Below are 14,034 nucleotides of genomic sequence, written 5' to 3' on the forward strand. Positions count from 1 at the left end.
TCGGTGATCGAGAGGTTACCAACCAGTTTGATGCGGGGTGGAGCAGTCTGGTAGCTCGTCGGGCTCATAACCCGAAGGTCGTAGGTTCGAATCCTGCCCCCGCTACCATATAAAAGAAAGGCAGATCAGTAACTTACTGGTCTGCCTTTTTTCGTTGTGAGTGGCAACCCCAATCGTCTTTCGACAGGCTCCCGAATTTGACATAAGCTTGAAATAGTCAAAGATTCGACAAATAACCGTTACGAAATATTCATCCAGTCCATTGATTTAATCACAACCACATGTGACTCCAAGCTCGAAATCCGGGTTTTTGGGTTCGCTAAGAAAGAGGAATGCGATGTCTTATTTCACAATAGCCGGGGTGCAGATGCACGCCCTGCATCATGGCGACAATACTGAAGCCATGCGCCAGCGCATCAACATTCTGATGACGCGCTTTCCCCAGGTTCAGATGGTGATGTTCAGTGAATTGGTAGCCAACGGCGCCTCCACCGAACACGCCCAACCGTTCCCCAGCCCGATGGAAAGCATGTTTTGCGAACTTGCATTGTTGCACCGCATCTGGCTGATACCGGGATCCATGTTCGAGCGTGATGGCGACAGGATCTACAACACATTATCGGTTATAAACCCTCAGGGTGAGGTGGTGTGTCGTTATCGCAAGATGTTCCCGTTCAGGCCTTACGAACAAGGCGTTGAAGGCGGCAGCGTGTTTGGAGTGTTTGACGTGCCGGCAGTTGGCCGGTTCGGGGTCTCGATCTGCTACGACATGTGGTTCCCCGAGACAACCAGAACTCTTGTATCGATGGGCGCAGAAGTGATCCTGCACCCGACCATGACCGATACCGTTGATCGGGATATCGAACTATCTATTGCGCGCACCAACGCAGCCATCAACCAATGCTATTTCTTTGATTTTAATGGCACTGGCGCCATGGGCAACGGTCGGTCGATCGTAGTGGGACCTTCTGGCGATGTGCTTCATCAGTGCGGTGTCGGCGAGGAGATTGTGCCGGTGGAGGTGGATTTCAATCGCGTCCGTCGCGAGCGTGAGCGCGGCCTTCATGGCCTTGGCCAACCGCTGAAAAGCTTCCGGGATCGTAGCGTGAACTTTTCCCTCTACAGCAGTGAAAACGGATCCAGCCCATTCCTCGATGCGCTTGGGCCGTTGGCCAAGCCAGTTCGTAACGAGGTCTGATAATAGTTATAACCGGCAGCAGCCATAACCCAAAACATCAAGGCGTAACCCTGGCGTTGCAGTAGCGGAGAATCCAATGACCCGATATCTGTTAAACCGATTGCGCAAAATGGTGGCACACTGGCTAATGCCGGGCGAGGATCAGATGCCTGTACAGGAAGCTCCTGTACAGGCCCCTGAAAATGCGCAGGAACGCCCCTCCAAAGGAGAGAAAGAAATGAACAAGATAACAAACATTTCTGATATCCGTCGTTATTTCCACAACAACAAAGACCCGGTGTACTTTATCTCGGCAACCAACTTCAACCTGTTGGGCATCGGTGACTGGGTCGGCAACTTCCGGCACATTACTTACATTGACTGCTTTGAAGGCAGACAGAAGAATATCTTCGTGCCCAAGATGAAGTTCCCCCGGGATTTCGAAAGCATTGAGGATATTAACAACTACCTCCTTGAACATAAGGAAGTTATCGATTACCTGCAGTCTCGCGGCGGCAAGGGCACAGCCACCTTCCTCATGTTCGACGAACATACCGAAGAGATTTGCAAACAGCTTGGCCTGCGTGTTGCCTTCCCGCCGGCAGAACTGCGCACGCGCATGGATAACAAGATCGAGACGGTAAGGATCGGCAACAAAGTTGGCGTGCCGAGTGTTCCGAATGTTCTGGCCAAGGTGAACAGTTACGCCCATTTGCAGGAGGTCAGCGAAGAGCTCGGCACCGATCTGGTTATCCAGTCGGCGTTCGGTGACTCGGGTCACACCACGTTCTTCGTCTCCAATGAAGATGAGTATTATAAGTACGCCGAAGAAATTGAAGCCGAGCCCGAAGTGAAAATCATGAAGCGGATCAATTGCAGGGGCTCAGCTATTGAGGCCTGCAGCACCCGCTGTGGCACTGTAGTGGGGCCGCTCATGACGGAGTTGGTGGGCTTCAAGGCGCTGACACCCTACAAAGGTGGCTGGTGCGGTAATGAGATGTTTGCCGGCGCCTTCACCCAGGAGGTCAGAGACAAAGCTCGCGAGTACACCTTCAAGTTTGGCGAGGCCTTGAGAGAGGAGGGGTATCGCGGCTATTTTGAGCTCGACTTCCTGATCGACATGGATACGAACGAAGTTTATCTGGGAGAGCTTAATCCCCGTGTCACCGGCGCCAGTTCGCTGACCAACGTAGCGGCGTTCGCCCACTCTGATGTTCCCTTGTTTTTGTTCCACCTGCTGGAGTTCTCTGATCAGGATTTCGATATCAATATCGAAGACATTAACGAGCGCTGGTCGCACCCGGACAGCATCGATAGTTGGAGTCAGCTCGTTATCAAGCATACCGATGAGTCGGTAGACCTTCTGACGCAGGCACCTCAGTCTGGCGTCTGGCGTATGTCGGAAGACGGAAGCATTGGCTACGATCACTACAACTATCATCCACATGCGGCTGAGAGTGAGCAGGAAGCATTCTTCATGCGTATAAGTGGGGTGGGTGATTTCCGCTATGAAGGTGCTGATCTCGGAATACTGATCACCCGCGGACGACTGATGGACGACAACTTTGACCTGACGCCCCGGGCGAAGGCCTGGATCGACGGTATCCGTGGTCAGTTTGCCGGTCAGGCTTTGCAGGACCCGGCTGTTGAAGCAGCGGCGGTCGATCATGCCATCGGTGGCAGTAACTTCAAAATACTGTGAACACCAACGCGATGAGGGGGAGCAAAACCCCCGTCCGCCCCCGTGGGCCGGATGGTCCCGATGTCATGCAGAAACAGCTGATTTTCGAGACAGTGCATGAGCCGGAAGCAGGGCCAAAATGGCGGCGTCTTTTTGACCTCCACTGGCCAGCCTACGAGCGCTGGTATCTGTCGGAGACGGAGCGCGAGCGGCCCAGTTATCTGGCCTGCTACAACGCTTTGACCCGGCATATGCCAGAACTGATACCCACGTACCGGCGGCTGTGCGAGCTTTCCGGCGGTGGTGACCTGTCTTCGAGGCTACTCAGCCTCTACCGGCCACCGGCCTACATAACCGGTTGCTCCCAGGCGGCCTTTGCCGATGCTGGCGCTAACGTGCTGGTGCGTAACTACGATTATCCGCCCGAACTCTGTGAAGGCACGATCCTTTCAACCTGCTGGAATGGTCGTCGGGTTATCGCCATGTCGGACTGCCTGGTGGGTGTACTTGATGGCATTAACGAAAGTGGACTGTCCGTTTCGTTGGCCTTCGGTGGGCGCACGGCGGTGGGTGACGGGTTTGGCGCGCCGATTATCCTGCGCTACATCCTTGAATTCTGTGACACGACGCCGGAAGCTGCGGACGTTTTGGCCCGTGTGCCCACGCACATGGCTTACAACATCACCGTGACCGATGCCCGTAAGCGCTATATTACCGCCATGATAGGCCCTGACCGTCCGGCATCAATCAAGCGGATACCGGTGGCGACCAACCACCAGAAGCGGATCGAGTGGTATGCCCATGCCCTGGCTTCGGAGACGCTGATTCGCGAACGTCAGCTGTCGATTCTGGTAGACGATCCCGCTACGACGAAGGAGAGACTGATTTCGGCATTTGCAGCGCCGCCCCTGTTTCGAACCGATTACCGGCGCGGCCTCGGAACTATCTACACTGCGGTGTATCACCCCAACGCGGGGGTAGCCCAGTACCATTGGCCAGACAGGTCAATTGAGCTGTCTTTTGACCATTTTGAAGAGACATTCGTGGACATCCGATACAACGTTCGTGCCAGCATCCCGGGATAGCCTTTCGGGGTGTGCAGGCGCTTTTGCGCTTTGCCGCCAAGTATTGGCGGTTGGCCATAAATCCCGTCCGAACATTCAGGGACATAAGGTGAAACCATGAGCGAAATAACAAGAGAGACAGAAACCGCTTACACGGCCTTGGGCTTTTACCACAAGATCAGCCAGCTGCGAGCCGATACCTGGAACGCGTTGAAGCGGGATCTCGGCCGCATTATCAGGATTGACGATGCGGCGGAAGTGAAGTCACTGGCCAAAGCCATCGATATCAAGCTCACCCGGTTGGAAATCATCGAGGACTACCACGCATTTCCGTCCAAAGAGGATTTCGGGCATCTCTGGGCGCTTTACGGCCGGGATGATTTCGTTCAATTGGAGAAAGTGGTCAAGCGTCTGGTGCGGACACTGATCAGTGAGTCCTACCGCCGCCGCCACGTCGACCTTAGTGAGAACGACTCGGACTCGGAAGATCTCGAAGCACTCGATGCCTTGGCACAGTTGCGCCGAGGTCACCCCGCTTCCAATAGCTCGGCTCAGCCTTATTTCGAGGTTCTGATTGTCGATGCGATGTCGCTGCAGGAGGAGGATGTGGTTCGTGAGGCCTTCCACAGCTTGCGCCGTCCGGAAGACAAGTTCATTTATGACACCGTTACCGTTCGAAGCTTTGAAGACGCGCTGATTGCGATCCTGGTCAATCCCAATATCCAGGCCTGCATGATCCGCTACGAATTTCCTTATAAGTCGAAGTACAACCTCAGCACCCTCCGCAATTACCTCGAAGGCCTTTCAGAAAAGGAGCTTGAGTGTAAGACCGAGGCCGAGCGCAGCCTCCTGCTGGGTTCAATGATTGGCGAGATCCGCCCGGAGATTGATCAGTTTCTGGTGACCAGCGGTGATGTGGAAGTAACTGCGAGTGCGGATATCCGGCATTTCAAGCGCATTTTCTACCGCGAAACGGATTACATCGAGCAACACCACACGATCTTGCGCGCGATCGATGACCGCTACCGTACGCCGTTCTTCGATGCCTTGCGCGAATACAGCCGTAAGCCTACCGGCGTATTCCATGCCATGCCGATCTCCCGCGGCAAGTCGGTTACCCGGTCCCACTGGGCGGGGCAGATGATCGACTTTTACGGCATCAACATTTTTCTGGCCGAAACGTCAGCTACATCCGGCGGCCTCGATTCACTGCTGCAGCCCTATGGCCCTATCAAGAAGGCTCAGGAGTACGCCGCACGGGCTTTTGGCTCGCGCCAGAGCTTCTTCGTGACAAATGGCACCTCAACCGCCAACAAGATCGTCGTCCAGGCGCTGGTAAAGCCCCGGGATATTGTGCTGGTTGATCGTGACTGTCATAAATCCCACCATTACGGCATGGTTTTGGCGGGCGCGCATGTTGCCTATCTGGATTCCTTCCCCCTGAACGACTACTCCATGTATGGCGCTGTGCCACTGCGGGAAATGAAGAAATCGCTGCTCAATCTCAAGCGCAACGGGCAGCTCAGCAAGGTCAAGATGCTGCTGTTGACCAACTGCACCTTCGATGGCGTGGTCTATAACGTACGTCGGGTTATGGAGGAGTGCCTGGCCATCAAGCCAGACCTGGTGTTCCTGTGGGACGAGGCCTGGTTTGCCTTTGCCACCTTCAATCCGACTTACCGGCCACGTACCGCCATGCATGCTGCTCGCACACTCCGGGATCGTTATCGCAGTGAAGACTATCAGGCAGAGTACGATGCCTGGAAAGTGGAGTTTGACAAGCTGGACCCGGACGATGACGCTACTTGGCTGGACAATCGTCTTATGCCGGACCCTGATTCCGTTCGTGTCCGGGCCTACGCGACCCACTCGACTCACAAAACCCTGACATCACTGCGTCAAGGGTCGATGATCCATGTCTATGATCAGGATTACCGGCAGAAAGTGGAAGCCTCCTTCCATGAAGCCTACATGACCCACACCTCGACTTCGCCCAACTACCAGATTGTCGCCTCTTTGGATGTGGGCCGAATGCAGGCGGAAATGGAAGGGTTCGAACTGGTTCACGCCCAGATCGAGGCGGCGCTGACTCTGCGCGAGCAGCTTTACACCACCCCGCTGTTAAAGAAATATTTTCAGGTGTTGGTAAACAAGGACATGATTCCGCTGGAATACCGCCAGTCCGGTGTCGATACCTTCTTTGATCCCGTTAGCGGCTGGAACAAGATGGAGGAGGCCTGGGCCCATGATGAGTTTGTGATCGATCCCAGCAGGATTACCATGGCCATTGGCAAAACCGGCATTGATGGTGATACCTTCAAGAACGAATACCTGATGAATCAGTTCGGGATCCAGATCAACAAGACGTCCCGCAACACCGTGCTGTTCATGACCAACATAGGAACCACTCGCGGTTCTATCGCCTACCTGCTGGATGTGTTGATCAAGCTGGCCAAGAGCTTTGATCGGCGTTGGGAGGAGAGCAGCCGGCCCGAACGCAAGATCATTGAACACAAGGTTAAGTCGCTGACCGAGGATCTGCCACCGCTGCCGGATTTCAGTCGCTTCCACGACGCTTTCCGACCTACCCCGGGAAGCCCCGAAGGCGACATTCGCCGGGCTTACTTCCTCAGTTACGAAGAAGAAAATACCGAGTACCTGCGTTTCGACAATGGCGAACTGCAAAAACAGATGGCCGAGGGGCGGGATGTTGTTTCAGCCAGCTTCGTTATTCCCTATCCGCCGGGCTTCCCTGTATTGGTGCCGGGGCAGGTTATAAGCGAAGAGATCCTGCATTTCCTGCAGGCGCTGGACGTGACGGAAATTCATGGTTATCGGCCGGAATTGGGGCTTATCGTTTATACGGTCGACGCCTTGGGCCGCACGAAGGACGGTGCCGACTGACGAATCGCTTTTCTTTCCCGGATACATTCAGCCGGCTGCATAGCCAGCTGAATGTATCCCCGTTTATAAAGAAATCTCCTCAAGAGACAGTGTGTTAGCGGTAATCCGTTCGGCTCCTGTTCCTGTAATACGCACTGTTTCACTGAAACCTATGCCAAATTCGCCGGGCTTGCGCAGACAGATCGGCAAATGAAACACCATGTTTTCTTCCAGCATTGCGTCGTTGTCGGATGCTATGAACATGGAGCCCGCGACCCAGGATGGCGGAAATGCTGCGCCAACCGGATAGCCAAACACGCCGGAGAAAAAGGCGCGATCGACGATCGGCGCCAGCGCCGCTTCACCGGCACGAGCTGCCGACGCGAAGCTTGAACCCGCCCGCGCGGCCGACATCACTGCGCTGAGGACGTCAAGACACACCCCGTGGAATTCACGAATCTCGGCTGAGGCTTCACCGACTACGGCTGTGCGCATCATCGGCGCGGTATAGCGGCGGCGAACAGCACCGAATTCGGTGAACACCACATCACCGCGAGCAACCTTGTAACCGGAATGATTGGTATGAATGATGCCGCTGCGGGCGCCGGTCGTCACAATCGGCTGCATACTCATGAATTCACTGCCCGCCCCCAGCATGGAGTTGGCACCGGCGCGGGCGATTTCATGGTCGACTACGCCCTCTCGTATCACAGCCGCCGCCGCGTCCAGACCTGAGCTGGTTATAGTTGCACTTTCGGCCAGATAGGTCAGTTCGGCGGGTGATTTGATCAGGCGCACACGATCGATCAGTGTGCCGAAATCGTTAAATGTGGCTGTCCCCAGCTCGTTCTTTAGGGCCAGAAGCAGCCCCGGCCTGAAAGAACCCGCCCATGGGTTAAAGCCGATTCTCGGCGCAGAGGTGCCCGCTGTGCGGCGCACCTGTTCAGCCAGTGTGCTGCCTACCGCCTCGGGAGCCTGCCACGGGTAGCCGATAACCTCGTCCACCCGGCTCAAATACACGGCAGGGCCGATTTCTATGGCAGGAACGAACAGTACGGTTCGGTCGGCTGCCACCAGTAACACGCACTGAACCGAAACCTCAAAGGTGGTGTACCCAGTGAGATAGCACAACTCTCCAGCTTCGGTCAGTAGTAACAGGTCAAGCCCGGCTTTAGCCATTTCCCGGCGAACCGAGGCGAGTCGTGTCTCGTATTCAACCGGCTCAAACGCCAGTACGGGCTCGGGGAACTGGCTCTGCAGTTTTTCGCGGTAGGTACGGTAATCCATGGGATGATTGCTCGCTGTTCTGGACGTCAGTTTCCATTAATCGTTCGTTTATTCCCGGCATGCAAAAAAAGGAACCGAACCATACAATGGTAGTTCTTTATAGGTATATAACGAGTTTTCATTTTGGTGTTTGGGTAAAAAGATATAGCCGATTTTTGCAATTATAATGAAAAACAGAATTACATGTGTAAATAGCTCGGCAGTTTAAGTTATAAATGTTTTTCGGGGAGTTTCGCATAGGGTAAGTTAAATCATATCAATAGCCTTCCTGCGTTCTTCCCATATTAAAACTAAACTCTAGCCGGAACTAAGCCCGATGCTGAATGCACTTCTGACGCCTGGAATTTTCTTTCTTGGTAAGCTGCGATACTCGATAAAGTTTGTGGTCATTGGGGGAGCTCTTCTCATTCCGTTGATGGCTATTGGTGTTCTTTTTTTGCAGGAAAAAGCCGCCACCGTAGAGTTTACATCTAATCAAAGAGCTGGCTTGACGGAAATAAAACAGGTTCGCTCGGCGATTGAGCTGGTGCAATCACATCGTGGAATGTCTGCGGCCTACCTGAATGGTGCCAAGAATTTTGCGGCGCCCATGAAAGCGCTTCAAAGCCGGGTGCAGCAGTCTCTAACGAATTTGAGCCGCCTTACGCTGATCAACCATACGTCAGATGTGGCTACGGCCTGGAAGCAATTGACACTCAGAATACAGGAGCTCGATCAGGGCCAAAGTTTCCAGCAGCATACGGATCTGATCAATAGCCTGTTTGTAATGGCAGACACGATTGGTGAAAAATCCGGGCTCACTCTGGATCCGTCCGCTGAAACCTATTATCTCATTACTCTGGTGACTACCTCCTACCCTCAAATCGCTGAATCCATGGCTCAGGCTCGTGGGATTGCAACCGGGGTAGCGGCAAGAGGCACACATCAGGGCGACAGTCGTATTATCCTGGCAAACAGGCAGGACCGGATAAACCAACATCTTGATACGATTCAGTACAATCTTTCACGTTCTTCGAGCTACAAGCCGGAACTTGAGAAGGAATTGAGCCAGGCCGCAGGGCGGATCAGCCAGGTTGTCAGTCGGTTTGTCGAGCTGTTGCAAAAAGAGTTCCGTGAGCCGGAAACAATCAGTGTGTCGGCGAGCCAGATCAACGAAGCCGCCACAGCAGCAATTGATGAGGCCTATCACGAGTTTGACAGTCTTATTCCTCTTGTTGATCGCGCCCTGGCAGAGAGGGAGGCCGATGCTGCTTTTGTTTATCAGTCCACCATCGGCTTGCTTGCGATCGTCTTGTTAGCCATCTGCTATTTGTTCACCTCATTCTATCAAGGTGTCAAGGCCAGTATTGGCAATCTCATGCGAACGACAGAGGCGCTTGCGAAAGGCGATCTTACGTATCGGGCTAAACGGATTGGACAAGACGAACTCACGGAGGTCTCCGAATCGCTCAACATGATGGCTGATCAGTTCCGGAATATCGTTAGACAAGTCGCCGGATCTGCTGAGCAATTGGCCCAAGCATCAGAAGAGCTTTCGGCCGTGACGGAAGAGAGTGCCCAAGGCGTTCAGCGCCAGAAACATGAGACGGATCAGATAGCCTCTGCCATGACCGAGCTTTCGGCCACAGTGCGTGAAGTGGCCTCCAACGCAGTAATTGCGGCTGATTCTGCGGCCAATGCCAATGAGCAAGCTGGCGAGGGAAATTCTGTCTTGCACCAGATGACCGAGCAGATTTCCGGGTTGGCACGGGCGTTGGGTCAGTCAACACAAATCGTGGTAGAGCTCAATGAGCACAGCACAGAAATTGGCTCTGTTCTGCAGGTAATCAGTGAGATTGCGGATCAAACCAACCTGCTTGCTCTGAATGCGGCCATAGAGGCTGCACGCGCAGGAGACAGTGGGCGAGGCTTTGCGGTGGTTGCGGACGAAGTGAGATCGCTGGCAGGGCGCACCCAATCCTCAACCGAGCAAATCCGCGATTCCATCCACCGGTTACAGGAAGGGGCGAAAACCGCGGTGCAGAGCATGGGTAAAAGCCAGAAGGAAAGCGAGGAATCCGTCAATCTCGCATTTAAAACGGAGTCTTCGTTCAAGGCAATCATGGGGAGTGTGGACCAAATTTCTGATATGAGCGCGCAGATTGCCAGTGCTACCGAGCAGCAATCGGCGGTTTCAGAGGAAATGAGCCGGAATATCGAACAAATCTCTGACGTGGCTGATCAAACCTCGGCTTCCTCCAATCAGATTGCCCAGGCCAGCCAGAACTTGTCAGAATTGGCACAGAGTCTGGCAGGGCAGGTTTCACACTTCAGCACATGATCTGACCCACGTTTTTTCTTGCTCAACATAGTGTAAATGCTCCGAAATAGTCGTTCAGACAATGAGTAAGGCGTTGAACGGTGCAGGCGGAAACCTCTGAATAACGCGACCAAGGTAGCCTGCGTTATTCAGAGGGGAGGTTTTCTTTACTAAATACATCCCGCTTCTGCGGGAATCGAACGTCAGAACTGAAACCGTGGGAACAGAATGTCGCGCTCAAGATAGATCTGTTCCGATAAGCTGAAGTCCAGGTTTTTCAATTCATCATACAGCCGGCGCCAGGAACGACAGGCGGCTTCCGGGGCTTTGTAGTGGTTGGTTAACTCTCTCAGCCCGCGAAGTTGCAGTTTGATAGCATCGTGCTCTTCATTCATCTGGCCTATAGGTGTATCCGGCATCGGTGGCCTATCGTGCTCCATGCGGGAGAGTACGTAAGCTTCTTCCCGTTTGACGTGATCGGCCAGAGTTTGCTCGAGCTGCTTTACCGCTCGAGTAATGCCTGAGGGTACGTCCGGGCTGGCCCGGTGGACAGCCTCGATTTTTCTGGCCAGCCGATGCAATGCGGGCAGTTGTTCAAGGTGAGCGGCGCCATACTCCGTGTGCAGGAGTTCCAGTAACGTGTCTGTTTCCATCTCCTCCAGCGGTTTGTACTTCATGCACACATCAAAGAGTTGTCTGCACAGGGTTTTTCCGGGTACTCCCGCTTGCGCTGCAGCCTCCTGCACGGTTTTATCGCGCTCAGTGCTCACATTGAGGCTGTAGCTCTGAAACACTGTGTATGTTTCAGGGCACTGTTTGATCATGCCGCCAATGGTGGTTTCGTTGCAGTTTCCAAGAACGCTTTGGTATCTCATGGCTCACCTCCTATATCTACTGTTAAATAGTATAATAGATGAATGTTTAAAGATTGCAATGAGAACGATAGCTATTACCGGGGGTTTTTGTTACCTCAGAATCCGTTCGGAACCTGAAACCCTGCCAGGCCTGCTTCCTCCAGCAAGCGGGCAAAACCAATGGTGGTCAGGTCCATACCCGGTGCTCCTATAACTTGCACGTTGAACGGAAGTCCCTCCCTGGTGCGCCCGATGGGCACAGAGGTTGCCGGTAAACCGAGCAGGGTGGCAAAAGCGATCCAGCAGAACTGATCCATGTACGCGCGGGGTTGTCCGGCAACGGTAATCCGGCGCTTGAACACCGGCTGCGAGTGATCGTGTCGGATAGCGGCGGTAGGCGTGATCGGAGTAAGCAGTACATCCACATCCTGGAACAGGGTTTCAATTTCTGCCCGCATCTTTTCCCGCATCTCGCTCATGGCCATCCACTGGTAAGCCGGCTGATTTGCGCCGCGGCCATACTCACCGATGAATGGCGTCATGGGGCCAAAGAAGGTAAGCCATTTTTCCAGCCGGGCAATCCATTTCAACTGGCGACGCTGGGCTGGCTTGAAGGATGTGCTCAGCAGGCTACCCAGCAAGTTGAAGTAGACAGGCAATGTGTGTTCAAGACTTAACAGTGGGTGATTAGCCTCTGATACAAGAACGCCTTGATCCGCAAGCTGCTTGCCCAGTTTCCGGTAACCGTCTGTCAGCTCGTTTTCTACCGGGCACAACCGGTCTTCCAGCCATAGCCCGACTCGTGCCTGTTTCAGGGTTTCCAGGCGTGAGGGCGGCATTTCCAGTTGCCAGCATCGGCTATCAACCGGTTTTGGTCCGGCAATGACCTTCAAAAGAAGCTCGAGATCCCGGGCGTTTCGGGCCAGGGGGCCACCTTCTGCAAGATCCGGTTGCGATTGGGTGCCCGGCGGCCCGGGAATGTGGCCGCGAAAAGACACCAGCGTTCGTGAGGGCTTATGCCCGAAAACCCCGCAAAAGTGCGCGGGAATACGAATGGAACCAGCCAGATCACTGCCCACCTCCAGCGGCGTCATGCCTGCTGCAAGAGCCGCTGCGGCGCCTCCGGATGAGCCACCCGGAGTGTGATCTGAATTATGGGGATTGTTGGTTACGCCAAACAGCTTGTTATAGCTTTGCAGATCGGTGGCGTAAACCGGGACGTTGGTTTTGCCAAGAATAATGGCACCGGCGTCTTCCAATCGCTGCACCACGTCGGCATGGCGTTCAGGTTTGTGGTTTCGCAGCGCGGTGGCGCCAGCGGTGCAGATCATTCCTGCGACTTCCCAGGTATCTTTGAGGGTAAGGGGCAGGCCGTGCAAGAGGCCGGTTTCAGTTCCGGATGAACGCTTTCGGTCAGCCTCCCGTGCCTCTTCAAGTACGCGCGTTTCATCGAGGGTAACGATCGCGTTAACGGCCGGATTGCGCTCGCGGATTCGCGCGAGCAGGGCAGTCACCAGCTTTTCGCTGGTCAGGGTTCCGGCATCAAGTTGCCTCAGCAGCACATGGGCAGGCTGGTAATGCAGTTCGTCCATCTGGTGTCTCTTTGGTTTTGTTTTTGCAGTTCCGGGCCAGAGGTGCTGTCGTATAGCTTGCCTATGGAAGCTGTTCCCGCCAGCGCTTTACCTTGACCTGACCTTTGATGGCGTCAATGATTTCGATGATTAGCGCAATCAGCGCGTCATTTCGCTCTTCATCGGTATCCGGTTCGCCCGGCCCGCGTATAAAGGCGTTTACTATATCTTCGATAAACGCATGGTTTGAAGAGGAGGCCAGGTCTTCCAGAATCTGCTGGATAACGTTGGCAACAATATCACCCACCGCATCCTCAAGCGTTTCCTGAATGGTTGAGCCCACGACCGGCAGGTACTTCAGCCGCGACAGTTCCACGTTCTGTTTCAGTGCGTGGTCAACCCTGTCTTCGAGATAGCTCCTCAGCGCACCACGGTTGGGGACATAACCTTCCTTTGCTGCCTGAGCGACTCGCTGGGAAATCCATCCAGACAACATCTCTCGCCGCGGGTACAGGATATCGTTCTGGATTTTCTCAAAAAGCGGAGAGCCCAGCTTTATTTCATGCTGCACGCCGCTCAGTACCTTTGCCACGATGCGGTCGGACAGTTCTTCCATGAAGGCTTCGTAGTAGAAGTTTACGAAGCGATAGAGCCCGGTACCGGTAACATCGATTATCTTGTATTGATGCAGGCGGTACACAATGGAAATAACCCGCAGGATTCGCAAGAACCGCAGGCTGCCAACGGGTATGCATCCGATCACATCATACCAGTGGATAAAGGGATAGAAGTACCAGCGGTCGTACACTTTGGCCCGGATTGCATAGCCCCAGCGCACGAAAAACTCTGTCAGGAAAACCGCCACGAACATTGCGTCGTACAGTATGAAGTTTTCATGTATGGGGTTGTAGGCAGCCTGAAACGCAGGAAGATGCTCTTTCAGCAAATTCTGGATAGCGACAAAGTTATAGATGGAGTCCCAGATAATGAGGACGAGGTTGATGACGAGCAGCCCCAACATCAGGAAGTCGATAATGAACCAGATGAGCTGGTGGCTGGACTTCAGGTTCTCGCGGTTAATTTTCAGCATTCGCCGGTATCCGTCCTCTGTGATGTAATAGCGGTCGCAGATGTATCGACAGATTAGCTTATTTGGGCCGGGCCGACGACTTGTCGGAGGGGTGCAGATTAACTTGACCGGCTGGTATTAAACTCTCA

Annotated in this window: 9 protein-coding genes and 1 tRNA gene; 6 read left to right on the forward strand and 4 right to left on the reverse strand. The window is 54.0% G+C overall.

All coding sequences use genetic code 11. The features are described 5' to 3' along the window. Positions 1 to 31: 31 nt before the first annotated feature. From FFI90_RS01935 to FFI90_RS01955, 5 genes are all read left to right on the forward strand, one after another. Positions 32 to 108, forward strand: a tRNA-Met gene (locus tag FFI90_RS01935). 229 nt (positions 109 to 337) lie between these two features. Then, positions 338 to 1,198 carry a carbon-nitrogen hydrolase family protein gene (locus FFI90_RS01940; protein WP_144776009.1) on the forward strand — a complete coding sequence of 287 codons (861 nt, stop codon included), beginning with the start codon at positions 338 to 340 and terminating at the stop codon, positions 1,196 to 1,198. Between the two features lie 217 nt (positions 1,199 to 1,415). Further along, complete coding sequence (locus FFI90_RS01945; RefSeq protein WP_144776011.1) at positions 1,416 to 2,879, forward strand: biotin carboxylase; 1,464 nt, start codon at positions 1,416 to 1,418, stop codon at positions 2,877 to 2,879. Positions 2,880 to 2,944: 65 nt separating this feature from the next. After that, positions 2,945 to 3,943: a C45 family autoproteolytic acyltransferase/hydrolase gene (locus FFI90_RS01950; protein ID WP_144776013.1), complete on the forward strand. Its 999-nt coding sequence runs from the start codon at positions 2,945 to 2,947 to the stop codon at positions 3,941 to 3,943. Between the two features lie 96 nt (positions 3,944 to 4,039). Beyond that, entirely contained in the window at positions 4,040 to 6,826 is a 2,787-nt protein-coding gene (locus FFI90_RS01955) for an aminotransferase class I/II-fold pyridoxal phosphate-dependent enzyme (protein WP_144776015.1), read from the forward strand. 63 nt (positions 6,827 to 6,889) lie between these two features. Here the strand turns inward: FFI90_RS01955 and FFI90_RS01960 are convergent, their stop codons facing one another. Further along, positions 6,890 to 8,092, reverse strand: a complete 1,203-nt coding sequence (locus FFI90_RS01960) for a M24 family metallopeptidase (RefSeq protein ID WP_144776016.1) — start codon at positions 8,090 to 8,092, stop codon at positions 6,890 to 6,892. A gap of 316 nt (positions 8,093 to 8,408) precedes the next feature. Here FFI90_RS01960 and FFI90_RS01965 point away from each other — a divergent pair, with 316 nt between their 5' ends. After that, positions 8,409 to 10,412, forward strand: coding sequence for a methyl-accepting chemotaxis protein (locus tag FFI90_RS01965; protein ID WP_144776018.1), 2,004 nt, complete (start codon positions 8,409 to 8,411; stop codon positions 10,410 to 10,412). Between the two features lie 182 nt (positions 10,413 to 10,594). Here FFI90_RS01965 and FFI90_RS01970 read toward each other — a convergent pair whose 3' ends face one another. The 3 genes from FFI90_RS01970 to FFI90_RS01980 all read right to left on the reverse strand — a co-directional run bounded on the left by FFI90_RS01970 (position 10,595) and on the right by FFI90_RS01980 (position 13,906). Next, a complete protein-coding gene (locus tag FFI90_RS01970) occupies positions 10,595 to 11,266 on the reverse strand; it encodes a hemerythrin domain-containing protein (RefSeq protein WP_144776021.1) in 672 nt (223 codons plus the stop codon). A 95-nt stretch (positions 11,267 to 11,361) separates the two neighbouring features. Next, a complete protein-coding gene (locus tag FFI90_RS01975; RefSeq protein WP_144776023.1) occupies positions 11,362 to 12,837 on the reverse strand; it encodes an amidase in 1,476 nt (491 codons plus the stop codon). A gap of 61 nt (positions 12,838 to 12,898) precedes the next feature. Next, complete coding sequence (locus FFI90_RS01980) at positions 12,899 to 13,906, reverse strand: hypothetical protein (protein WP_144776025.1); 1,008 nt, start codon at positions 13,904 to 13,906, stop codon at positions 12,899 to 12,901. Positions 13,907 to 14,034 lie beyond the last annotated feature (128 nt).

It is taken from the genome of Marinobacter maritimus (assembly GCF_007671675.1).
Taxonomy (GTDB): Bacteria; Pseudomonadota; Gammaproteobacteria; order Pseudomonadales; family Oleiphilaceae; genus Marinobacter; species Marinobacter maritimus.

Bases quoted from the DNA above. Each gene is read 5' to 3' on its own strand.
- FFI90_RS01940 (WP_144776009.1), top strand. From the start codon at position 338: ATGTCTTATTTCACAATAGCCGGGGTGCAGATGCACGCCCTGCATCAT.
- FFI90_RS01945 (WP_144776011.1), top strand. From the start codon at position 1,416: ATGAACAAGATAACAAACATTTCTGATATCCGTCGTTATTTCCACAAC.
- FFI90_RS01950 (WP_144776013.1), top strand. From the start codon at position 2,945: ATGCAGAAACAGCTGATTTTCGAGACAGTGCATGAGCCGGAAGCAGGG.
- FFI90_RS01955 (WP_144776015.1), top strand. From the start codon at position 4,040: ATGAGCGAAATAACAAGAGAGACAGAAACCGCTTACACGGCCTTGGGC.
- FFI90_RS01960 (WP_144776016.1), bottom strand. From the start codon at position 8,092: ATGGATTACCGTACCTACCGCGAAAAACTGCAGAGCCAGTTCCCCGAG.
- FFI90_RS01965 (WP_144776018.1), top strand. From the start codon at position 8,409: ATGCTGAATGCACTTCTGACGCCTGGAATTTTCTTTCTTGGTAAGCTG.
- FFI90_RS01970 (WP_144776021.1), bottom strand. From the start codon at position 11,266: ATGAGATACCAAAGCGTTCTTGGAAACTGCAACGAAACCACCATTGGC.
- FFI90_RS01975 (WP_144776023.1), bottom strand. From the start codon at position 12,837: ATGGACGAACTGCATTACCAGCCTGCCCATGTGCTGCTGAGGCAACTT.
- FFI90_RS01980 (WP_144776025.1), bottom strand. From the start codon at position 13,906: ATGCTGAAAATTAACCGCGAGAACCTGAAGTCCAGCCACCAGCTCATC.